This window comes from Massilia sp. CT11-137, from assembly GCF_047302885.1.
Taxonomy (GTDB): domain Bacteria; phylum Pseudomonadota; class Gammaproteobacteria; order Burkholderiales; family Burkholderiaceae_D; genus Telluria; species Telluria orientalis.
The window spans coordinates 676,760-699,092 of record NZ_JBKYMP010000002.1; the positions used below are offsets into that span (position 1 = coordinate 676,760).

19 protein-coding genes are annotated in these 22,333 nt (G+C 66.0%); 15 read left to right on the plus strand and 4 right to left on the minus strand.

All coding sequences use genetic code 11. From position 1 onward, the window contains the following. Window positions 1-39: 39 nt before the first annotated feature. Genes ACEN98_RS19755 through ACEN98_RS19765 form a run of 3 tightly spaced genes read left to right on the plus strand, consistent with a single transcriptional unit; the run spans window position 40 to window position 2,485 of the window. Window positions 40-273 carry a hypothetical protein gene (locus ACEN98_RS19755; RefSeq protein WP_413386597.1) on the plus strand — a complete coding sequence of 78 codons (234 nt, stop codon included), beginning with the start codon at window positions 40-42 and terminating at the stop codon, window positions 271-273. Next, complete coding sequence (locus ACEN98_RS19760; protein ID WP_413386599.1) at window positions 270-1,019, plus strand: prolipoprotein diacylglyceryl transferase; 750 nt, start codon at window positions 270-272, stop codon at window positions 1,017-1,019. Before ACEN98_RS19755 ends, ACEN98_RS19760 begins: the two co-directional genes overlap by 4 nt. Further along, window positions 1,016-2,485 (plus strand): radical SAM protein, encoded by a 1,470-nt coding sequence (locus tag ACEN98_RS19765; RefSeq protein ID WP_413386601.1) that lies wholly within the window; start codon window positions 1,016-1,018, stop codon window positions 2,483-2,485. The genes ACEN98_RS19760 and ACEN98_RS19765 overlap by 4 nt, the downstream gene beginning before the upstream one ends. A gap of 1 nt (window position 2,486) precedes the next feature. On the opposite strand, the gene ACEN98_RS19770 is transcribed toward ACEN98_RS19765, so the two are convergent. Continuing rightward, window positions 2,487-3,137, minus strand: coding sequence for a glutathione S-transferase family protein (locus ACEN98_RS19770; protein WP_413386603.1), 651 nt, complete (start codon window positions 3,135-3,137; stop codon window positions 2,487-2,489). A 106-nt stretch (window positions 3,138-3,243) separates the two neighbouring features. On the opposite strand from ACEN98_RS19770, the gene ACEN98_RS19775 reads away from it, so the two are divergent. From ACEN98_RS19775 to ACEN98_RS19795, 5 genes are all read left to right on the plus strand, one after another. Continuing rightward, the gene (locus ACEN98_RS19775; RefSeq protein ID WP_413338672.1) at window positions 3,244-3,825 is read left to right on the plus strand and encodes a TetR/AcrR family transcriptional regulator; all 582 of its coding nucleotides are present in this window, start codon (window positions 3,244-3,246) and stop codon (window positions 3,823-3,825) included. 131 nt (window positions 3,826-3,956) lie between these two features. Beyond that, entirely contained in the window at window positions 3,957-4,652 is a 696-nt protein-coding gene (locus tag ACEN98_RS19780; protein ID WP_413386605.1) for a YIP1 family protein, read from the plus strand. 4 nt (window positions 4,653-4,656) lie between these two features. Next, window positions 4,657-5,865, plus strand: a complete 1,209-nt coding sequence (locus tag ACEN98_RS19785) for an efflux RND transporter periplasmic adaptor subunit (RefSeq protein ID WP_413386607.1) — start codon at window positions 4,657-4,659, stop codon at window positions 5,863-5,865. Next, window positions 5,862-6,554: an ABC transporter ATP-binding protein gene (locus ACEN98_RS19790; protein ID WP_413386609.1), complete on the plus strand. Its 693-nt coding sequence runs from the start codon at window positions 5,862-5,864 to the stop codon at window positions 6,552-6,554. Before ACEN98_RS19785 ends, ACEN98_RS19790 begins: the two co-directional genes overlap by 4 nt. After that, window positions 6,551-7,771 carry an ABC transporter permease gene (locus ACEN98_RS19795; protein ID WP_413338664.1) on the plus strand — a complete coding sequence of 407 codons (1,221 nt, stop codon included), beginning with the start codon at window positions 6,551-6,553 and terminating at the stop codon, window positions 7,769-7,771. The genes ACEN98_RS19790 and ACEN98_RS19795 overlap by 4 nt, the downstream gene beginning before the upstream one ends. Window positions 7,772-7,906: 135 nt before the next feature. On the opposite strand, the gene gatB is transcribed toward ACEN98_RS19795, so the two are convergent. From gatB to gatC, 3 genes are all read right to left on the minus strand, one after another. Next, window positions 7,907-9,400: an Asp-tRNA(Asn)/Glu-tRNA(Gln) amidotransferase subunit GatB gene (gene gatB / locus ACEN98_RS19800; protein WP_413386611.1), complete on the minus strand. Its 1,494-nt coding sequence runs from the start codon at window positions 9,398-9,400 to the stop codon at window positions 7,907-7,909. 75 nt (window positions 9,401-9,475) lie between these two features. Continuing rightward, a complete protein-coding gene (gene gatA, locus ACEN98_RS19805; RefSeq protein WP_413389061.1) occupies window positions 9,476-10,951 on the minus strand; it encodes an Asp-tRNA(Asn)/Glu-tRNA(Gln) amidotransferase subunit GatA in 1,476 nt (491 codons plus the stop codon). 25 nt (window positions 10,952-10,976) lie between these two features. Then, entirely contained in the window at window positions 10,977-11,282 is a 306-nt protein-coding gene (gene gatC / locus ACEN98_RS19810; protein WP_371765932.1) for an Asp-tRNA(Asn)/Glu-tRNA(Gln) amidotransferase subunit GatC, read from the minus strand. Between the two features lie 308 nt (window positions 11,283-11,590). Between gatC and ACEN98_RS19815 the strand changes: the two genes are divergently transcribed. The 7 genes from ACEN98_RS19815 to ACEN98_RS19845 all read left to right on the plus strand — a co-directional run bounded on the left by ACEN98_RS19815 (window position 11,591) and on the right by ACEN98_RS19845 (window position 22,318). Next, on the plus strand, window positions 11,591-12,634 hold the full coding sequence (locus ACEN98_RS19815) for a rod shape-determining protein (protein ID WP_025511657.1): 1,044 nt from the start codon (window positions 11,591-11,593) through the stop codon (window positions 12,632-12,634). A 152-nt stretch (window positions 12,635-12,786) separates the two neighbouring features. Continuing rightward, window positions 12,787-14,097 carry a rod shape-determining protein MreC gene (gene mreC / locus ACEN98_RS19820; RefSeq protein WP_413386613.1) on the plus strand — a complete coding sequence of 437 codons (1,311 nt, stop codon included), beginning with the start codon at window positions 12,787-12,789 and terminating at the stop codon, window positions 14,095-14,097. Beyond that, on the plus strand, window positions 14,097-14,618 hold the full coding sequence (mreD, locus tag ACEN98_RS19825) for a rod shape-determining protein MreD (RefSeq protein ID WP_025511654.1): 522 nt from the start codon (window positions 14,097-14,099) through the stop codon (window positions 14,616-14,618). The genes mreC and mreD overlap by 1 nt, the downstream gene beginning before the upstream one ends. A gap of 24 nt (window positions 14,619-14,642) precedes the next feature. Next, window positions 14,643-16,622 (plus strand): penicillin-binding protein 2, encoded by a 1,980-nt coding sequence (mrdA, locus tag ACEN98_RS19830; protein ID WP_413386616.1) that lies wholly within the window; start codon window positions 14,643-14,645, stop codon window positions 16,620-16,622. Between the two features lie 3 nt (window positions 16,623-16,625). Continuing rightward, window positions 16,626-17,741 (plus strand): rod shape-determining protein RodA, encoded by a 1,116-nt coding sequence (gene rodA, locus ACEN98_RS19835; protein WP_413386618.1) that lies wholly within the window; start codon window positions 16,626-16,628, stop codon window positions 17,739-17,741. 52 nt (window positions 17,742-17,793) lie between these two features. Beyond that, complete coding sequence (locus ACEN98_RS19840; protein WP_413386620.1) at window positions 17,794-18,816, plus strand: septal ring lytic transglycosylase RlpA family protein; 1,023 nt, start codon at window positions 17,794-17,796, stop codon at window positions 18,814-18,816. Between the two features lie 424 nt (window positions 18,817-19,240). Then, the gene (locus ACEN98_RS19845; protein WP_413386622.1) at window positions 19,241-22,318 is read left to right on the plus strand and encodes a TonB-dependent receptor; all 3,078 of its coding nucleotides are present in this window, start codon (window positions 19,241-19,243) and stop codon (window positions 22,316-22,318) included. Window positions 22,319-22,333 lie beyond the last annotated feature (15 nt).

Below are 22,333 nucleotides of genomic sequence, written 5' to 3' on the forward strand. Positions count from 1 at the left end.
GGAATGTGATGTAATGGCGGCAACTATTTGGGAGCTGCCATGAACAACGTCGCGCGCGGTTTTCTGACTGCCATTCTCTCGTTGGCGCTCGCGGGCTTCGGCCTGTGCGGCGCCGCTGGCACTTTCAGCGGGCTGGCCGGCCTGTCCTCGCCCGGGCCCGAGAACTTCTCGTCGGTCGCGCTCGTTTTCGGCCTGATCGGGCTCGGCATCGCCTTCGTGTGCGGCTGGATTGTCATCAGGTTGTGGCGCAAGCGTCCGCCCGGCGGCGCATGAAGGGTCCCGTCCTGCCCGCTGCGACCGCGCAGTGGGTTCACCTCGTATTCGAATGGCTGGCCCTCGCCGGCGGCGTGCAACTGTACCGCTGGCAGCGCCGGCGCGCCCGTCAACCCGCGCTGCTGCAGCCGGGCTCCTTCGCCGTCGTCGTCGGCTGCATCCTCGGTGCCGCCATCGGCAACAAGCTCGTGTTCTGGATCGAGATGCCGCACCTGTGGCAGGGCATGGTGCCGGACTGGCGCCTGATCGCGTCGGGCCAGTCGATCGTCGGCGGACTGCTGGGCGGCCTCATCGGCGTGGAGATCGCCAAGAAGCTCACGGGTATCCGCCGCTCGACGGGCGACCAGTTCATCCTGCCCCTCGTCGCCGGCACGGTCGTCGGCCGCATCGGCTGCTTCCTCGCGGGCCTGCATGACGGGACGTACGGCGTACCGACCGCGCTGCCGTGGGGCGTCGATTTCGGCGACGGCATCGCGCGCCATCCCACGCAGGTCTACGACATGCTGTTCGTGCTGGGTGTGGGCAGCTTGCTGTGGCGCTGGCGCGCGCCGCTCGCGCGCAGTCCGGGGCTCGCGTTCAAGCTGTATCTCGCGTCCTACCTGGCCTGGCGGCTCGTCGTCGATGGCATCAAGCCGGTGCCGTATGCGTATGCGTTCGGGCTGTCGGGCATCCAGTGGGTGTGCATCGTGGCGCTGGCGTGCTACCTGCCGCTCGTCTTCGCACAATTACGCAGGGAGGTCGCATGACCCGCAAAATCCGCCCCTACCTGTTCTACGACACGACGACCTCCGTCTGCTCGACCTGCCTGCACCCGGTCGAAGCGAAGATCGTGTTCAAGGACGACAAGGTCTACATGGACAAATGGTGCGGCGCGCACGGCACCGAGCGCGTGCTCGTCAGCGACGACGTCGCGTACTACCGCCTGTGCCGCGAAGTCTTCGTCAAGCACCCGGAGATGCCGCAGCGGTTCAACACGAAGATGGAGTACGGCTGCCCGTACGACTGCGGCCTGTGCCCGGACCACATGCAGCACTCGTGCCTGTCCGTCGTCGAGATCACGGACAACTGCAACCTGAACTGCCCCGTGTGCTATGCGGAGAGCGGCACGCACCGCGAGCGGCATCGTCCGTTGGTGGAAGTGATCCGCATGCTCGACGCCGTCGTCGCCAACGAAGGCGAGGCGGACGTGATGCAGCTGTCCGGCGGCGAGCCCACCCTGCATCCGGAGTTCTGGGACATCCTCGACGCCGCGAAAGCGCGCCCCATCAAGCACGTGATGATCAACACGAACGGCATCGTGCTCGCGCGGGACAAGGGCTTCGTGCAGCGCCTCGCCGGCTACGCGCCCGGCGTCGAGGTCTACCTGCAGTTCGATTCGCTGCGCGCGGAGGTGCATCGCGAATTGCGCGGCGCCGACCTCACGCGCATCCGCCGCCAAGCGCTCGACAACCTCAATGAAGCCGGCCTGTCGACGACGCTCGTCGTCACGCTCAAGAAAGGCCTGAACGACGGCGAGATCGGCGCGATCATCGACTTCGCGCTGCAGCAGCCCTGCGTGCGCGGCGTGACCTTGCAGCCGATCCAGGATGCCGGCCGCGTCGAAGACTACGATCCGCGCCTGCACCGTCTGACGGTGTCGGAGATCCGGCGCCGCATCGCCGAGCAAAGCGGCTTGTTCACGCTGGAGGACGTGGTGCCCGTGCCGTGCAATCCGGACACGCTGGCGATGGCGTACGCGATCAAGACGGAAGAGGGCACCGTGCCGCTGACGCGCTGGCTGGATCCGCAGACGCTCGTCGAAGGCAGCGGCAACACGATCGTGTTCGAACGCGACCCCGCGCTGCACGGCGCCGTGAAGAACCGCATCTTTGAACTGTTCTCGACGAACCACTCGCCGGAATCGCAGGCCAATTGCCTGTCGGAGCTGATGTGCTGCCTGCCGCTCGTCAGCGCGCCGTCCGCGCTTCGCTACGACAACGTGTTCCGCGTATTGATCGTGCAGTTCATGGATGCGTATTCGCTGGACGTGCGCGCGCTGAAGAAATCGTGCATCCACTTCGCGCTGCCGGACGGCCGCCTCGTTCCGTTCGAAAGCTACAACCTGCTGTACCGCGACGGCCGCCGGCTCGAAGCGATCCGCGCCGGCATCGCGTCGGACTTCGCGCGCCGGCGCGGGCCGGCCACGATACCGCTGGTACCCGCGACCGACTGAATCAGGCGACCGCGGGCGCGACCACGTACTGCGCCACCTGCGCGGCCAGCGCCTTGCGGTAGGCGGGGCGCGCCGTGCAGCGGTCGCGCCAGGCCGCGAGGCGGGCGAAGCGTTCGACGTAGCCCATGCCGTCGAGCAGGCGCACGACGGTCGTCATGAGGATGTCGGCCGCGCCGAACTCGCCGGCGAGGAAATCACGGCCTTCCAGCCAGTCGTCCACCTGGCCCAGGCGCTTCAGCGCGATCTCCTCGAGCGCGGGACGCTGCGCCTCGGCCCACGGCTGATCCATGGAAAACGCGACGAGGTTGGCGAGGTTGCCCACGTAGGGCTCGACCGAATTCAGCGCGGCGAACATCCACATCGTCGCCTGCGCACGCGCGGCCGGATCGCGCGGCAGCAGGACGGGATGGCGCTCGCCCAGGTGCAGCAGGATCGCGCCGGTTTCGAACAGCGCCAGGTCGCCGTCGTGCAGCACGGGCACCTGGGCGAACGGCTGCTCGCGGCGGTAGGCGGGCGCTTCCTTCTCCTCGAAGCCGATCAGGCGCAGGTCGTAGGACTGGCCCGCTTCCTCGAGGGCCCAGCGCACGCGCAGGTCGCGCACGTGGCCCACGGCAAACGAGGGAACCGAACGGAAGGTGGTCAGCGTGTACATGTGTCGTCTCCTTGTGGTGAATGGAAACCAGAATACGCGGCCACATAATATGTTCAAGAACATAATGTGAATACGCGCATAATGCCGTTCTCGAAAGGAGACGCGAATGCCCTACAGTAGCGAACACAAGGCCCAGACCCGCGAACGCATCGTGCATGCGGCGCGCCGGCTGTTCAACCGCCATGGCTTCGAACAGGTGTCGATCGACCGCGTGATGTCCGAGGCCGGCCTCACGCGCGGCGGCTTTTATCACCACTTCGACAGCAAGGACGATCTGTACGCGGCGGCCGTCGCCAGCTTTAGCACGTGCAATCCGTTCAAGCCCGATTTCAAGGACTCGCCGCCGCCCGCGCCGCGCGAGCTGGCGCGCATGCTGGTCGACATCTACCTGAGCGACGAGGTGTTCGACAACATCGAGGCGCATTGTCCGTTGTACGCATTGCCGGGCGACGTGGCGCGCGCGGGGCTGTCGCCGCAGAAGGCGTACACGCAGCTGATCCGCAATCTCGTGCACGTGTACGCGGGCGCGCTCAAGCACGAAACCGACGGCGAGCAGCGCGCGCAGGCCATCGTCGCGCTGTGCGTGGGCGGGATGGTGCTGGCGCGGACCACGGACGATGCGGCGCTGCGCCGCTCGCTACGGGCGGCGGCAAGGACGCAGGCGCTGGCGCTGCTGGAAGCGATGTAAACGCCGCGTATAAATTCGGGCGTGCCCCCGGTGTCATGACAATTGGTGAGTTTTTCGCGGCGTAAACACCCTAGACTGCTTGGCACCGGGTAGCAGGTGCTACCCGATCACAATAATCAGGGAGTCAACACATGGCCACGCAGCCGCTCTTCGACATCGGAAACGTCATCCTCGCGCCTTCGCCCACCTTCGCACGGCTGAAGGACAAGCCTCGCCCCTTCATCCCCCTGCTCGTCCTGATCCTGCTGACGCTGGCCGTGAGCTGCTGGTACGTCTCGTCGCTCGATTTCGCCTGGTTCCGCGAGCACATGCTGGCGGCGCAGGGCCCCATGAAACCGGAAGCGCGCGCCGCGATGGCGCAGTTCATGACGCCGAAGACGATGATGTGGAGCTCCGGCATCGGTGCCGTGGTGGGCACGCCGCTCATCTGCGCCGTCGTGGCGCTGTACTACCTGTTGGCGGGCAAGGCGATGGGCACCGGCATCGGCTACGGCAAGTGGTTCGGCTTCGCCGTCTGGACCAGTATCCCGCGCCTGCTGACGGTACCCCTGTCGGTGCTGCAGATCCTGACGTCGGGCGGCCGCCTGGCGCCGGAAGACATGAACATGGTGTCGCTCAACTACCTGCTGCTGCACGTGCCCATGTCCAGTCCCTGGTTCGGCTTCGCCACCAATCTCGACCTGACGTCGGTGTGGTCCATCGCGCTGGCCGTGCTCGGCCTGAAGGCCTGGACGGGACGCTCGACCGCCGCCTGCGTGACGGTCGCCGTGCTGCCGTACGCGGTCGTCTACGGCATCTGGGCCGCGAAGATCGCCTTCCTCGGATAAGCGCATGAAGAAGAAACTGATAGGCGCGGCCGTCGTCGCGGCGTTCTTCATCGTCCCCGTGGCGGTGAAGTTCGCGGGCAAGCAGACGCGCCGCGAGGCCGAGCTGGCGACCGTGCAAAAGCTGGCCATCCACCCGGCCATCCTCGCGACCGGCAACCTCGTGTTCCGCCAGGAGGTGCAGCTGTCGGCGGAGGTCATCGGCAAGGTGGCCGGCGTGCTCGTGAAGGAAGGCGACCAGGTGACCCGCGGCGATATCCTGCTGCGGCTCGATCCGACCGTGTACCTGGCCGAGGTGGCGCAGCAGGAAGCGAACCGCCGCAACGCCGCCATCGCGATCGAACGCGCCCAGATCAACCTCGCGAACCAGCAGCGCAACCTGGACCGCACGGGCCAGCTGTACAAGGCGAAGTACATCGACATCTCCAAGTACGACGACGCCGTGCACCAGGTCGATCTCGCCAAGGTCGAGCTGCGCGCCAGCCGCGAGACGCTCGAGCAGGCCAGCGCGCTGCTGTCGCAGGCGCGCGAGCACCTGGCCAAGACGGAAGTGCGCGCGCCCATCGACGGCACCGTGACGGCCGTGCCGATCAAGATCGGCGAGACGGCTGTCGCCAGCGCCACCGGCATCGCGGGATCGTCGCTGATGACGATCGCCGACGTCGGCTCCATCATGGCCGAGGTGAACGTGGACGAAGCGGACATCGCGCGCGTGGGCGTCGGCCAGCAGGCGAAGGTGTTCCCGGCCGCGTTCCCCGACCAGCCCGTGACGGGCCGCGTGGAAAGCGTGGCGATGGCGCCGAAGACCGTCCTCGGCGCGCAGACGCAGGGCCGCAGCTACGTCGTCAAGCTGCGCCTCGACGACGCGAAACTGGCGCTGCGCTCGGGGATGACGTGCCGTGTCGAGATCGTCGTCGGCAACGGTGCCGCGCGCGCCGCGGTGCCGATCCAGGCCGTGCTGAGCGAGGAAATCCCGGGCGCGAAGGACAAGGTGAAGAACACCAGCTACGTGTTCGTCGTGCAGGACGGGAAAGTGAAAAAGACGACGGTGGAACTGGGCCTGTCGGACGACGCCAACCAGGAAGTGACGAAGGGCGTGGCGGCCGGCCAGACGATCGCCGTGGGTCCCGCGCGCCTGCTGCGCGAGCTGCACGACGGCGATGCCGTGGTCGCGAAGAAGGCCGACGTGAAGGTCGCGGAAGGAGCGCATCCGTGATCCGGCTGGAAGGCGTGACGCGGCAGTACACGATGGGCGACCAGACCGTACATGCGCTGCAGGGCGTCGACCTGCACATCCGGGCCAATGAATTCGTCGCGTTCATCGGCGCGTCCGGCTCCGGCAAGTCGACCATGATGAACATCGTCGGGTGCCTCGATCGGCCCAGCAGCGGCGCGTACTGGCTCAACGGCCGCGAGGTCGCGACGATGTCCGGCGACGAGCTGGCGCGCGTGCGCAACCAGGAGATCGGCTTCATCTTCCAGAGCTTTCACCTGCTGCCGCGCGCGAGTGCGCTCGACAACGTGGCGCAGCCGCTGATCTACCGCGGCATCCCCTTGAAGGAACGTCTCGCGCTGGCGGAACAGGCCTTGCAGCGCGTGGGCCTCGGCGGACGGCTGCATCACCGGCCCAACGAACTGTCGGGCGGCCAGCGGCAGCGCGTCGCGATCGCCCGTGCGCTCGTGGGCAAGCCGTCGATCCTGCTGGCCGACGAACCGACGGGTAACCTCGATTCCGCCACCAGCGAAGAGATCCTGGCGCTGATCCGCGAACTGCATGCGGGCGGGCAGACCGTCGTCATGGTGACGCACGAGCCCGAGATCGCGGCGCAGTGCCGGCGCGTCGTGCGGTTGCGCGACGGGCGGATCGTGTCGGACACGAGGAATGATGCGGAGAACGCGGCATGAACCTGTTTCTCGAAAGCCTGCGCTCGGCGCTGGCATCGATCCGCGCGCACCGGCTGCGCAGCTTCCTCACGTCGCTCGGCATCATCATCGGGGTGGCGTCGGTGATCACCGTGATCTCGCTGATCCAGGGCTTGTCGAAAAGCGTCACCGACCAGTTCGAGGGGCTGGGCGGCAACGGCCTGACGGTGCGGCCGCACAACGAGTTCAAGGAGGTCATGCGCGGCAAGGTGAACTACCTGCGCTTCGACGACGTGGAGCAGCTGCGCCTGCGCGTGGACGGCATCCGCAACCTCAGTCCCGTGTTCACGCCCGGCTTTTCCGAGGTGCGTTTCACGGGCATGTCGGCGACGGCGCAGGTGTTCGCCACGACGGCCAGCTACCAGGAAGTGAACGGCCGCTACGCGCGGCTGGGGCGGTTCCTCAGCGCGTCCGACGACGCCGGCGCGCGCCGCGTGGCCGTCATCGGCGAGAAGCTGATCGAGGACCTGCACCTGCCGCCGAACCCGGTCGGGCAATTCGTCCTGTACGCGAACGAGTGGTTCAAGATCGTCGGCGTGATGGAAAAGCGGGGCGAGATCTTCGGTATGTCGCAGGACAACTACATGATCATCCCGTTCAAGACGGGGCAGAGCATCATCGGCAACAACACGCGCCCGCAGCTGCAGATCACCGTGGCCGTGCGCGACCTGGGCCGGCTGGACGCGACCCGCAGCCACATCCGCATGGTCATGCGCCAGGCGCACCGCCTGAAGCCCGACGACACGGACGATTTCGAGATCGAATCGGCCGACCAGATCGCGAAATCGTTCGAGAAGCTGAGCGGTACCGTCACGCTCGTGATGAGCGGCGTGGTCGGCATCGCGCTGCTGGTGGGCGGCATCGGCATCATGAACATCATGCTGGTGTCGGTGAAGGAGCGCACGCGCGAGATCGGCATCTGCAAGGCGATCGGCGCGCGCAGCCGCGACATCCTGCTGCAGTTCCTGATCGAGGCCGTCACCCTGTCGCTGCTGGGCGGGCTGCTGGGCCTCGTGATCGGCTACGCGCTGGGCGTGGGCATTGCCGCGATGATCCCGGACTTCCCGCCGGCCGTCGTGCCGTGGTGGGCGGTGGCGCTGTCCGTGCTGTTCTCGGGCGGCGTGGGCGTCGTGTTCGGCGTCGTCCCGGCCAGCCAGGCGGCGCGGCTCGATCCGATCGACGCGCTTCGCTACGAATAAAACCGGGGTCAGAGCCCTTTTTTTGGCAATTTCCCGGCAAACTTTGCCCAAAACCGGGCTCTGACCCCGGTTTTAGGCAATTGGCGGACGTAAAAAAACCGGAGCGTGCTCCGGTTTTTCGTTGGGGGAAAAGGATCAGGCCGCCAGCTTTTTCTTCAGCAGCTCGGTCACCTGCGCCGGGTTCGCCTTGCCCTTCGACGCCTTCATGCACTGGCCGATCAGCGCGTTGATCGCGGCTTCCTTGCCGGCCTTGTACTGCTCGACCGACTTCGCGTTGTTGGCCAGCACTTCGTCGACGATCGCTTCCAGCGCGCCCGTGTCCGAGATCTGCTTCAGGCCTTCGCGCTCGATGATCGTATCGGCCAGGTTTTCGTCACCCGACTGCGCTTCCCACATCAGGCTGAAGACCTTCTTGCCCGCGTTGTTCGAGATCGTGCCGTCGGCGATGCGCTTCAGCAGCAGGGCCAGTTGCGATGCTTCGACCGGCGAGTTCTCGATCGCGACGTCGGCGCGGTTCAGCGCGGACGACACGTCGCCCATCAGCCAGTTCGCGGCCGCCTTGGCGCTTTCCTTGCCGGCCTTGGCGACGACGGCTTCGTAATACGTGGCCATCGCCTGCGACGAGGTCAGGATCAGCGCGTCGTATTCCGGCAGGCCGTAGTCGCCGATGAAACGTTCGCGCATCGCGGCCGGCAGTTCCGGCATGCCGGCTTGCACGCGGTCGATCCAGTCCTGCGAGATCGCGAGCGGCGGCAGGTCGGGGTCCGGGAAGTAGCGGTAATCCTGCGCGTCTTCCTTGGTGCGCATCTCGCGCGTTTCCTTGCGGTCCGGGTCCCACAGGCGCGTGGCCTGCACGACCTTGCCGCCGTCCTCGATCAACTCGATCTGGCGGCGTACTTCGTAGTGGATCGCTTCTTCCATGAAGCGGAACGAGTTCAGGTTCTTGATCTCGCAGCGGGTGCCGAATTCCTGCTGGCCGACGGGGCGCACGGACACGTTGACGTCGCAGCGGAACGAACCTTCCTGCATGTTGCCGTCGCAGACACCCAGCCACATCACGAGGCCGTGCAGCGCCTTCGCATAGGCGACGGCTTCGGCGGCGCTGCGGATTTCCGGCTCGGAGACGATCTCCAGCAGCGGCGTGCCGGCGCGGTTCAGGTCGATGCCGCTCATGCCGTGGTAGTCCTCGTGCAGCGACTTGCCGGCGTCTTCCTCGAGGTGGGCGCGGGTCAGGTTGACGGTCTTCGTCTCCAGCTTGCCGTCCTTCTCGAACGCGAACGTGAGGCTGCCGCCTTGCACGACCGGGTCTTCGAACTGGCTGATCTGGTAACCCTTCGGCAGGTCGGGATAAAAGTAGTTCTTGCGCGCGAAGACGGATTGCGGCGCGATCTTCGCGCCGACCGCGAGGCCGAAGCAGATGGCGCGTTCGACGGCGCCCTTGTTCATCACGGGCAGCACGCCCGGCAGCGCCAGGTCGACGGGGCTCGCCTGCGTGTTCGGCTCGGCGCCGAACTTGATCGAGCTGCCGCTGAAGATTTTGGAGTTGGTCGTGAGCTGGACGTGGTTCTCAAGACCGATGACGACTTCCCATTGCATAGTGTTCTCTCTTGTCGTTCGTTCGTGCGTCACGCGTGGGCTCGGGGAGCCCACCCTACGATGTTGTCGCCTGCCGTAGGGTGGGCACACTGTGCCCACGCGTATGCATCACACACCTTCCGGTGCGCGGTTGTGCCAATCGGTCGCCTGCTGGTACTGGTGCGCGATGTTCAGCAGCTTCGCCTCGGCGAAATAATTGCCGATGATTTGCAGGCCCACCGGGCGTTTCGCATGCTTCTCGCCCTGGCCGAAACCGACCGGGATCGACATGCCGGGCAGGCCCGCGAGGCTCGTCGACAAGGTGAAGATGTCGGCCAGGTAGTTCGCCACCGGGTCGTTCGCCTTGGAACCCAGGTCCCACGCGACGCTCGGGGCCACCGGGCCCATGATCACGTCGCACTTGTCGCGGAACGCGGCCTGGAAATCGTCGGCGATCAGGCGGCGGATCTTCTGCGCCTGCACGTAATAGGCGTCGTAGTAGCCGTGGCACAGCACGTACGTGCCGACCATGATGCGGCGCTGGACTTCCTTGCCGAAGCCTTGCGCACGCGTCTTCTTGTACATGTCCTGCAGGTCGGTGTATTCCGGGGCGCGGTAGCCGTAGCGCACGCCGTCGAAGCGCGACAGGTTCGACGACGCTTCCGCCGGCGCGATGATGTAGTACACGGGAATCGACAGCGACGTCTTCGGCAGCGAGATCTCGACCAGCGTCGCGCCCAGCTTCACGAATTCGTCCAGCGCGGCGCGCACGGCCTGCTCGACGTCCGCGGCCAGGCCTTCACCGAAGTATTCCTTCGGCACGCCGATGCGCAGGCCGGTCAGGGGCTGGTTCAGGTCGCGCGTAAAGTCTTCGCGCGCGTTGCCCTGTTCCGGCGTGAGGCTCGTCGAATCGCGCTCGTCGAAACCGACCATCTCGTTCAGCAGCAGGGCGCAATCTTCCGCCGTGCGGGCCATCGGGCCGCCCTGGTCGAGCGACGAGGCGAACGCGATCATGCCGAAGCGCGACACGCGGCCGTACGTCGGCTTGATGCCGGTGATGCCGCAGAAGGCGGCCGGCTGGCGGATCGAGCCGCCGGTGTCGGTGCCGGTCGCGGCCGGCGCGAGGCGCGCGGCGATGGCGGCGGCCGAGCCGCCCGACGAACCGCCCGGCACGGCCAGCGCGTCCCACGGGTTTTTCACGGCGCCGAACGCGGAGTTCTCGTTCGACGAGCCCATCGCGAATTCGTCGCAGTTGAGTTTGCCCAGCGTGACCATGCCGGCGTCCGCGAATTTCGTGACGACGGTCGCGTCGAACGGGCTGACGTAGTTGCCCAGCATCTTCGAGGCGGCAGTCGAGCGCCAGCCTTGCGTGACGAAGATATCCTTGTGGGCGATGGGAATACCGGTCAGCGGGCCGGCGTTGCCTGCCGCGATGCGGGCGTCGGCGGCCTGCGCCTGCGCGAGCGACAGGTCCGGATTCACGTCCAGGAACGCGTTATGCTGGCTGGCGGCGATGCGGTCGAGGTAGTGCCGGGTCAGCTCCGTCGCCGAGACTTGTTTCGAGTGCAGGAGCGCGGACAGCTCCTTGATGGTTTTTTGATGCATCATGATGGTCGACGTTCGCTGCGGGTTATTCGGTGGCGATGACTTTCGGCACCAGGTACAGGCCGTCCTGGGTCTTCGGAGCCGGGGCCTGGTAATCGTCGCGGTGGTTGTCTTCCGTCACCACGTCCTCGCGCAGGCGCAGGGGCAGGGCGAGCACGCTGGCCAGCGGTTGCGACAACGGCGCAACACCCGTGGTGTCGACAGCCTGCAACTGGTCGGCCAGGGCGAAGATCCCGTTCAGCTCGTTCAAGGCGATTTCGGCATGGGCCTCGTCCATATCGAGCTGGGCCAGGTTGGCGATCCGTTTTACGTCTGAAAGTGTCAGGGACATGGCAAAAGGCGCGGCTCGGCACCGCGTTAAAAGATGAGTGTGTAGATAATGAAATTTGGACAACGGCGCGCTATAGCTGATAAAAGCTTTCTAATACCGTCGATCTCACAGGCTGATATGGGCACGAAACCACCCGTTTTTCAGCGTTTAATCGGTAAATTATAAGGTAGAATGGCGGGCTAATGCGTTCTCCGGGCGAAACCAGCCCCGCTTCCACGCATGAAAAGCCCGCGAGGCGGATTCGGCAGTCGCGGCGAGGATTCCCCGATTAATGTTAGGCGCACCCTATTGCGCATATCAGGACACACATGTTTGGTTTTTTACGTAGCTATTTCTCGAACGACCTGGCCATCGACCTGGGTACCGCCAACACGCTGATCTACGTGCGCGGCCTGGGCATCGTGCTGGATGAGCCTTCGGTCGTCGCGATCCGCCAGGAAGGCGGTCCGAACGGCAAAAAGACGATCCAGGCGGTCGGCAAGGAAGCCAAGCAAATGCTCGGCAAGGTTCCCGGCAACATCGAAGCGATCCGTCCGATGAAGGATGGCGTGATCGCCGACTTCACCGTCACCGAGCAGATGCTCAAGCAGTTCATCCGCATGGTGCACGACTCGAAGTTCTTCCGTCCGTCGCCGCGCATCATCATCTGCGTGCCGTGCGGTTCGACCCAGGTCGAGCGCCGCGCGATCCGCGAATCGGCGCTGGGCGCCGGTGCGTCGCAGGTCTACCTGATCGAAGAGCCGATGGCGGCCGCGATCGGCGCGGGCCTGCCGGTGTCCGAGGCGACCGGCTCGATGGTCGTCGACATCGGCGGCGGCACGACGGAAGTCGGCATCATCTCGCTGGGCGGCATGGTCTATAAAGGCTCCGTGCGCGTGGGCGGCGACAAGTTCGACGAAGCCATCGTCAACTACATCCGCCGCAACTACGGCATGCTGATCGGCGAACAGACCGCCGAGTCGATCAAGAAGGCAATAGGGTCGGCCTTCCCGGGCTCCGAAGTCAAGGAGATGGAAGTCAAGGGCCGCAACCTGTCGGAAGGCATCCCGCGTTCCTTCACCATCTCGAGCAACGAGATCCTGGAAGCGCTGACCGACCCGCTGAACAACATCGTCTCGGCCGTCAAGAACGCCCTCGAGCAGACCCCGCCGGAACTGGGCGCGGACATCGCCGAGAAGGGCATGATGCTGACGGGCGGCGGCGCACTGCTGCGCGACCTGGACCGCCTGCTGATGGAAGAGACCGGCCTGCCGGTGCTGGTGGCCGAGGATCCGCTGACGTGCGTCGTGCGCGGTTCGGGCATGGCGCTCGAGCGCATGGACAAGCTGGGCTCGATCTTCTCGTACGAGTAACCCGGCCGTGGCTGCGCGGACAGGGCGTGTGACCGTTCCGGCGATCCCGGGATGGCACGCGCCGTCCGCGTTTGGTGTCGCCCGTTTGTCGCCATCCCGCTGCGGGCGTCTGGATTGACGCGGGCGCCACAGGCCCCGCATTATTGGAAGTCATGGAATACAGTCCTCCGCCGCTGTTCAAGCAAGGCGCCCCCGCAAGGGTCAAGGTGACCGTGTTCGCTCTCCTGTCGATCGCGCTGCTCGTGGTCGACGCCCGCCTGCACGCGCTCACCGCCGTGCGCCAAGTGGCGGCAACGGTCCTGTACCCGTTCCAGATGGCTGCACTGGCCCCGCGCGACGCGCTGGCCAACATGGGCACGTATTTTTCCTCGATCTCCGCGCTGCAGAAGGAAGTGCGCGACCTGAAGAGCCAGCAGGTCGCGATGGCCCAGGTCATGCAGCAGGCGCAGCTCCAGATGGCCGAGAACGCGCAACTGCGCCGCCTGATGGACGCGCGCGAGCACCTGCCCGTACGCTCCCAGATGAGCGAGATCCTGTACGACGCGCGCGACCCGTCCACGCGCCGCGTGGTGCTCGACCGCGGCACCCGCAGCGGCGTCAAGCTCGGCCTGCCCGTGATCGACAACGCCGGCGTCGTCGGCCAGGTCACGCGCGTGTTCCCGTTCACCTCCGAAGTCACGCTCCTCACCGACAAGGAACAGGCGATCCCCGTGCAGGTGCTGCGCAACGGCCTGCGCAGCGTCGCCTACGGCCGCGGCCAGTCGGGCCTTCTCGACCTGCGCTTCGTCGCGCCGAATGCCGACATCCAGGTCGGCGACGTGCTCGTGACGTCCGGCCTGGACGGCATCTACCCGGCCGGCCTCGCGGTCGCGAAAGTCATCCAGGTCGAGAACCTGGCGCAGGGCGCCTTCGGCCGCGTCGTGTGCCAGCCGCTGGCCGGCATCGACCGCCACCGCCAGTTGCTGATCGTGATGTCCGACCAGCCGCTGCCGCCGCGCCCGGCCGCGGAAGCGCCGAAGGCCAACGCCAACACCACGTCCCGCAAGAATCTGCCGCGCATGGAACCCGTGCCGCCGCTGCCGCTGCCGCCGCAACCGCTGGCGCCTGCCGTCGCGCCGCCCGCGGCCGCCGGTGCGCGTCCGGCCACGGCGCCTGCGAACCAGAACCCGGCCGCGCCCGCGCGTGCGAACCCCGCTGCCGCGGCATCCGCGACGCGCGGCCCGGCTGCGACCGCACCGGCCGCCACGCGGGCGCCGGCCACCGCCGCGCCGGCCGCAGCCGCACCGGCCACCACGCGGGCGCCGGCCACCACGCGGGCGCCGGCCACCGCCGCACCGGCCGCAGCCGCACCGGCCGCCACACGGGCGCCGGCCACCGCCGCGCCGACCCAGGCCGCGCCTGTGCCGGCCGCCGGAGCGCCGGCCGCAGCCAACACCGCAGCCCGGCCGAAGGAGGGCACCTGATGCCGACGACGAACCGTCCGCACTACATCCTGCTGCCGGTCAGCCCGCTGTTCATCGCGTTCAGCCTGGTCTGCGCGTTCATGCTCAACCTGCTGCCGTGGGGCCGCTGGGTCGGCGCGCCGGACTTCGTCGCGCTGGTGCTCGTATTCTGGGGCATCCACCAGCCACGCAAGGTCGGCATCGGCATCGCGTTCTGCATGGGCCTCCTGATGGACGTGCACGACGCCACGCTGCTGGGCGAGAACGCCCTCGCGTACACGCTGCTGTCGTACCTGGCGATCATGATCCACCGCCGCGTGCTGTGGTTCCCGCTCGTCACGCAGGCGATGCACGTGTTCCCGCTGCTGCTGCTCACGCAGGCGATCCAGGTGATGGTGCGCTTCTTCGTCACGGGCCGTTTCCCCGGCGCGCTCGTGTTCATCGAAAGCGTGATCGCCGTCGCCCTGTGGCCCGTCATCACGTGGCTGCTGCTGGCGCCGCAGCGCCGCGCGGTCGACAAGGACCATACGCGTCCGATCTGAAGCATTTATTCATCGCCTCCCCGAATGACCGAGATTAAAGACAGCGATCGCGAGATCCACCTGTTCCGGATGCGCCTGACGGCGATGGTGCTGTTCGTCTTCATCTGCTTCGGCCTGCTCGTCGCGCGCTTCGTCTGGCTGCAGGTCGTCAAGCACGACCAGTACATGGCGCAGGCCGAGGACAACCGTATCGCGCTGGTTCCCATCGTGCCGAACCGCGGCCTGATCGTCGACCGCAATGGCGTCGTCCTGGCCAGCAACTACTCCGCCTACACGCTCGAGATCACGCCGTCCAAGCTGGAAGCGAACCTCGATTCCGTCATCGACGAACTCGCGAAGCTCGTCACGATCGAACCGAAAGACCGCAAACGCTTCAAGCGATTGATGGAAGAGTCGAGGAATTTTTCCAGCGTCCCGATCCGCACCCGCCTGACCGACGACGAGGTGGCGCGCTTCACCGCGCAGCGCTTCCGCTTCCCCGGCGTCGAAGTGCAGGCGCGCCTGTTCCGCCAGTATCCGCTGGGCGAAGTCGCTTCGCACGTGCTGGGCTACATCGGCCGCATCAACCAGGCCGAGGCCAAGGTCATCGACGCCAGCGACGATGCCGCCAACTACAACGGCACGGACCATATCGGCAAGGAAGGCCTGGAAAAGAGCTACGAGCGCCAGCTGCACGGCCAGACGGGCTACGAGGAAGTGGAGCGTTCGGCCGGCGGCCGCGCGATCCGCACCCTGTCGCGCACGCCGCCGACGCCGGGCAACAACCTGATCCTGTCGATCGACATCGAGCTGCAGAAAGTCGTCGAGCAGGCGTTCGGCGATTACCGCGGCGCGCTGGTCGCCATCGAGCCGGCGACGGGCGACGTGCTCGCGTACGTGTCGCGGCCCGGCTTCGACCCGAACCTGTTCGTCGACGGCATCGACACCCAGAGCTGGACGGAGCTGAACACGTCGCTCGACAAGCCGCTGATGAACCGTCCGCTGTCGGGCACGTACCCGCCCGGCTCCACGTTCAAGCCGTACATGGCGCTGGCCGCGCTGGAGCTGGGCCTGCGCCGCCCCGAGTACGGCATCAACGACCCCGGCTTCTTCATGCTGGGCGGGCACCGCTTCAACGACGACAAGCGCGGCGGCCACGGCTACATCGACATGTACCGGTCGATCGTGATGTCGTGCGACACCTACTACTACCAGCTCGGCAACGAGATGGGCATCGACCGCCTGCACGACTTCATGCAGCCGTTCGGCTTCGGCGAAAAGACCGGCATCGACCTCGAACACGAGAAGACGGGCGTGCTGCCGTCGCAGCAATGGAAGCGCGAGCGCTTCAAGCGTAACCGCGCGGCGCAGAAGTGGGTCGGCGGCGACACGATCTCGATCTCGATCGGCAACGGCTTCAACAGCTATACGCCGCTGCAGATGGCGCACGCGGTGGCGACGCTCGCCAACGACGGCGTCATCATGCGGCCGCACCTCGTCAAGCTGCTCGAGGACGGCGGCAACCATGCACGCACGCCGACGGTGGCGAAGCAATCCGGCCGCATCCCGCTCAAGCAGGAGAACATCGACGTCGTCAAGCGCGCCATGGTCGGCGTGACGGCCGACCAGAGCGGCACCGCCTTCATCCCGTTCCGCAACGTGCAGTACACCGTGGCCGGCAAGACGGGTACCGCGCAGGTCGTGGGCCTGAAGGGCCAGAAGTACAATGCCGCCGCGACCCCGGAACGCCTGCGCGACAACGCGCTGTTCATCGCTTACGCGCCGGCCGACCATCCGCGCATCGCGCTCGCGCTGGTCGTGGAGAACGCCGGCTTCGGCGCGGCGGTGGCGGCACCGATCGCACGCAAGGCGCTCGATTACTACCTGCTCGGCAAGCGTCCGGGCGACGCGGACAAGCCGGCGCCGAAACCCGTCGACCCGGTCCCGGCCGACGAAGACCAGGTGGCGCCCACGGCCGGCGCCGATTTCAGGCCGGGCGGCGAGACCCCCGGCAACAAGGACTGAACCATGGCGCATTTTCCCGAACGCCGCTCGCTCAGCCGGCGCCTCAAACCGTATTTCACCGTCTTCGATCCGGCCCTGTCGCTGATCCTGTTCCTGCTGCTGTGCACGGGCCTCGTCACGCTGTCCTCGGCCGGCCACGACTTCCCCGGCCGCCTGGAAGGCCAGATCCGCAACATCATCGCGGCCTTCGTGTTCATGTGGGCCGCCGCGATCGTTCCCCCGCAGACCCTGCTGCGCCTCGCCGTGCCGGTCTATACGTTCGGCGTCGCGCTGCTGCTCGCGGTGGCGACCGTCGGCATCATCAAGAAGGGCGCGCGGCGCTGGCTGCACGTGGGCGTGGACATCCAGCCGTCCGAGATCATGAAGATCGCCACGCCGCTGATGCTGGCCTGGTATTTCCAGACCCGGGCGGGCATCCTCAACTGGAAGTCATTCGCGGTGGCGGCCTTGCTGCTCCTGATACCATTCGGCCTCATCGCCAAGCAGCCCGACCTCGGCACGGCGCTGCTCGTGGGCGGCTCCGGCTTCTTCGTGATCTTCCTGGCCGGCCTGTCGTGGAAGGCGCTCGGCGCGCTGTTCGCGGCCGGCTGCGCGGGCCTGCCGGTGGCGTGGTCGATGATGCACGACTACCAGCGCGAACGCGTGATGACGCTGATCGATCCCACGTCCGATCCGCTCGGCAAGGGTTTCCACATCATCCAGTCGACCATCGCGATCGGCTCGGGCGGCTTGACCGGCAAAGGCTATATGAAGGGGACGCAAGCGTATCTGGAATTCATTCCGGAACGTACCACCGACTTCATTTTTTCGGTATATTCCGAAGAGTTTGGTCTGGTCGGCAATCTCGTGTTGCTGTTCCTGTACCTGCTGCTGATCGGGCGCGCGATGATGATCGCGGCCAATGCACCGAACCTGTTCACGCGCCTGCTGGGCGGATCGGTCGCGATGATGTTTTTTGTGTATGCCTTTGTCAACATGGGCATGGTCAGCGGCATCCTGCCCGTGGTCGGAGTTCCGCTTCCTTTCATGAGCTATGGCGGAACCGCGCTGATTACTTTGGGCCTCTGCAGTGGTATATTGATGAGTATTCAACGACACCGCAAACTGGTGCAGACCTGATATGCAAGAGAACGCGAAGGCCGTTCCGAGGTCGCTCCCAGCGGTCATTGCGATGTTGGCAATGATGGCGGGGTGCAGTACCACGGACCAGAACGGCGAACACAAAAGCCTGATCCCCCTGCCGTGGAAGCACAAGGTCACCCGCGTGGATCCGAAGCTTCCGAACCTGCCGCCGGCCGGTTCCGGCCGCGGCGGCTACTACCAGGACGACGGCCCCGGCGCGAATCCGCCGCCGGGCCTGCTGGACACCCCCGACGCCGTCGTCAAGTACGAGCCCTACGCCAAGTTCGCCAACAAGCCGTACTCCGTGTTCGGCCAGACCTACACCCCGCTCATCAACGACGAACCGTTCACCCAGCGCGGCGTGGCCAGCTGGTATGGCGTCAAGTTCCACGGCCAGCGCACGTCGTCGGGCGAAGCCTACGACATGTACAAGATGACGGCCGCGCACCCGACCCTGCCGATCCCCTCGTACGCGCGCGTCACGAGCCTGGAGAGCGGCAAGTCCGTCGTCGTGCGCATCAACGATCGCGGACCGTTCCACTCCGACCGCGTGATCGACGTCTCGTACACGGCCGCCCTCAAGCTGGGGCTGCTGGGGAAGGGCAGCCACCAGGTCCAGGTCGAGCGTCTGTTCCCGGGCGACGTGATGCAGCTCGCGTCCGCGCGCCGCGCCGCCGCATCCGAGGCGCAGGCCGTGCCGGCACCGCCCGCCATCGCCGCCCTCATGCTGGAAGACCGTGTCGACATGGACAGCGCCGCCGTCGCGCGCGCACAGGCGCCTGCCGCCTCGACAGCGGCTTCGGCCTCGACAGCGGCTTCGGCCGCGGCCGACAAGGCTGCGTTGGCGCCAGGTTTCTATCTGCAACTGGGCGCTTACGGACGCGACGGCAAGGCCGAGGAAATGGGTGAAAAGCTCAAGCAGGCCGGCGTCGACCTGGCGGTCGAAGTCGTCCGTTCGGGCAGCGTCAACCGCCTGTACGGCGGCCCCTTCGAATCCCGCGCCCTCGCGCAGGAAGCGGCGCGTACGCTGCCGGCCGGACTCGGCCTGAAACCCATCATCGTACGGCGCTGAGCGGCAGGGTAGGCCGCGCGCGTCTACTGCCCAGCTTCCATAGACATCAGACGTCTGATCAATGTTCATGGCAGTTCTTCCCGTAAACCCGACAATTTCTCATGTCAAATGCTGTATTTTTGTGCGGGAATGGCCAAAAACGATGCTTTCTGCATGTTTTATCATCAGATGTCAGACATCTACAACGTTTTTTGTTTTGCTATACGCTACCATTTTTTGCGCAAGCAATTCGAGATCTTCCCAAACATAAAAAGGCACTTTATCGAAAACTGCCTGATAAATGCAAAGTTCCCGCCGATGTTTGCGCATAACATTTATGTTTGCGAGATTGACACCGTTAACATTGTGCTCCTACACTGATTTTGCCAGCCATAAAGACGGCCCGTCGGGACGTCCCAGGCATAGAAAAACACAGGAGACAGCAATGATCGAGAAGTCCGTACAACGGCGCCGCCAGCGCCGGCAAGTCGTGCTTGGCCTGAGCGTGCTCGCAGGCCTTATCCAGCAAGCATATGCGCAAGATACCGCGGCGCCGGCCCAGGCGGCGCCGGCCGTCCAGGCCGATACCGCCGTCGTCAAGGTGACCGGCTACCGCGCCAGTCTGCTTTCGTCGGCGAAGGATAAAAAGGAGTCCGTTGGTTTCCAGGACACCATCAGCGCCGAAGACATCGGTAAATTCCCCGACAAGAACATCGCTGAATCGCTGAGCCGCGTGCCGGGTGTGCAAATCGCCCGCGACGTGACGGGCGAGGGCATGAACATCCAGATCCGCGGCCTGGGGTCGAGCTTCACCAAGATCCTGCTGAACAATGCGCAGATCGCCGTGGCGTCGTCCGGCCCGATCGACGGCGCGAGCACCAACCGCGAAGTCGACCTCGACCTGCTGCCGACCGACCTGTTCACCAAGCTGACCGTCAGCAAGAGCCCGACGGCCGGCCTGATCGAAGGCGGCGCCGCCGGCGTCGTCAACATGCGCAGCGCGCGCCCGTTCGACAACCCGGGCACCCACGTTTCGTACAGCGGCACGGCGCAGAAGCAGCAGATCGCCGACGGCGTCGGCGGCCGCGGCTCCATCGTGGCCAGCAAGACCTGGGGCGACAAGTTCGGTATCCTGGCCGGCATCGCCGTCAATCGCCAGAAGTCGCGCACGACCGGTTACGAGACCGTCGGCCTGACGAACCCGAACCTGACGGCAGCCCAGAGCGCCTCGCCGACCCGCAACAGCACCGGCGGCGGCAACTGGACGATCCCGGCCACCGTTCCGGCCGGCGCCGGCGCCGGCCTCGTGGCGGGCACGCCGATCGACCAGGCGTTCCTGCTGGCGCACAACCCGGGCCTGACGATCGACCAGATCGACAACGCCCTCGTGCCGCGCCTGGGCCGCTTCATGGATTACTTCGGCACGCGCGACAAGGGCTCGGCCATCCTCAGCGCCGAGTGGCGTCCGCTGGAAAACCTGCATTTCTACGTCGACACGCTGTACAGCAAGAAGGACGACGACATGCAGCGCATCGCCTACACCTGGGCGGTCCGCAACAATGCAGCGATCCCGCTGAACATGCAGGTCGACAAGAGCGACTGCACGACGGGTTGCACGGTCACGTCGGGCACGTACGCCAACTCGACCTACTTCATCGAATTCGGCCCGCGCCGCGACCGTACCGACCTGAAGGGCATCAACCCGGGCATGGAGTGGAAGATCACCCCGACCCTGAAACTGGAAGCCCAGGCCAACGCCACCAAGTCGACGTTCTCGCACGAAGCACCGACCATCATGCCGATCACGGCAGCCGGCAGCGGCCTCGTCACCACGTTCCAGAACAACGGCGGCGTGCCGAGCATTTCGTTCAACAAGGACGTCAACGACCCGGCGAACTTCGTCTGGGCCGGCGGCCGCGTCAACATCCAGAACGAGCTGCGCGAAACGAGCACGAAGGGCTTCCACACCGACCTGACGTGGGGCGATTCGAAGCTGAGCGTCAAGGCCGGTCTCGCCTACGACGACATCGACCGCCGCATCCGTGGCCAGGACAACTCGGCCGCGTGGCAGGCCGCCGTCTGCGGCAACAACCCGAGCGTCTTCATCCAGGGACCGAACGGCGCACCGCCGTGCGACGGCGCCAGCACGCCGGGCGCCAGCGCCGCCGCGCTGTACCCGGGCTACGGCACCGGCTACACGGCCGGCCAGACGGCACCGCTCACCTACCAGGGTTCGTTGATCCCGCTGAACAAGCTGGCCTCCTACCTGGTGCAGGGCCCGCACGACCGCCTCGTCGTCGACTGGGACCGCTTCCGCAAGGATTCGAACTATGACGCATACAACTCGAGCGCGCCGGATTCCACGAGCTCGTCGACGGGCGCCAGCTCGGGTTATGTGCGCGAGCGCTCCACCGGCTTCTACACCGAGCTCAACGGCGAAACCAAGCTGTTCAGCTTCCCGGTCCGCTACAACGCCGGCGTACGCTATGTCCGCACCAAGCAGGAAGTGGGCTCCCTGAACTCGTTCAGCGACCCGCGCAACGCCAACCTGACGCTGAACGGTTCGAAGTACCCGAACCAGACCGAGTGGGTCTACCAGGACACGACCTACAACAACACGCTGCCGTCGGCCACCGCGGCCATCACGCTGCGCAGCGACATCGTGGCCCGCATCGCGGCGTCGAAGACGATGACCCGTGCGAATCCGAACTCGCTGCGTCCGGGCATCAACTTCAGCGGCACGTCGGCCGACGTCGGCACGATCGGCAGCCCGGAACTGAAGCCCTACCTGTCGAACAACATCGACCTGGGCATCGACTGGTACACCGGCCGCGAAGGCTATGTGAGCCTGACCGTGTTCCAGAAAAAGGTGAAGGGCTTCACCGTCATCGACAACCTGACGATGCCGTTCTCCGCCCTGGCCGCCTACGGCATCACGTACAACAACCTGATCCCGACGCAGCAGGTGGCGATCAACTCGCGCGGCGGTCCGGACGTGGCCACCGTCGTGATGAGCCAGGAACGCAACGCCGGCGGCATCCTGACCGTGCGCGGCCTCGAGATCGGCTGGGTCCAGCCGCTCGACAAGCTGCTGCCGATCAAGGGCTTCGGCTTCAGCGAGACCGCGACCCTGATCAACCAGAGCGCGAGCGGCGAGGGCACCAACGGCTTCGTGGCGCTGAACGTGCCGAAGAAGAGCAACAACTTCGGCTTCTACTACGAGAACCACGGCTACATGGCGCGCATCTCGCACCAGTACCAGCAGGGCAGCCAGAGCGCCAACGCGAACCAGAGCGGCGTGACGCTGGCGGCACTGTACGGCCGCTCGTACAAGCAGGCCGACTTCTCGTCCAGCGTGGACCTGGAAGAAGTGCTGAACCGCGACAACTGGCCGACGATCACGTTCGACATCGTCAACCTGAACAAGGCCAAGCGCGAAGGCTACTTCCAGTTCCCGAACGCACAGTTCACGTCGTTCGATCCGGGCCGCACCTTCCAGCTGGGCATCCGCGGCAAGTTCTGATCGCACGGCAGTACC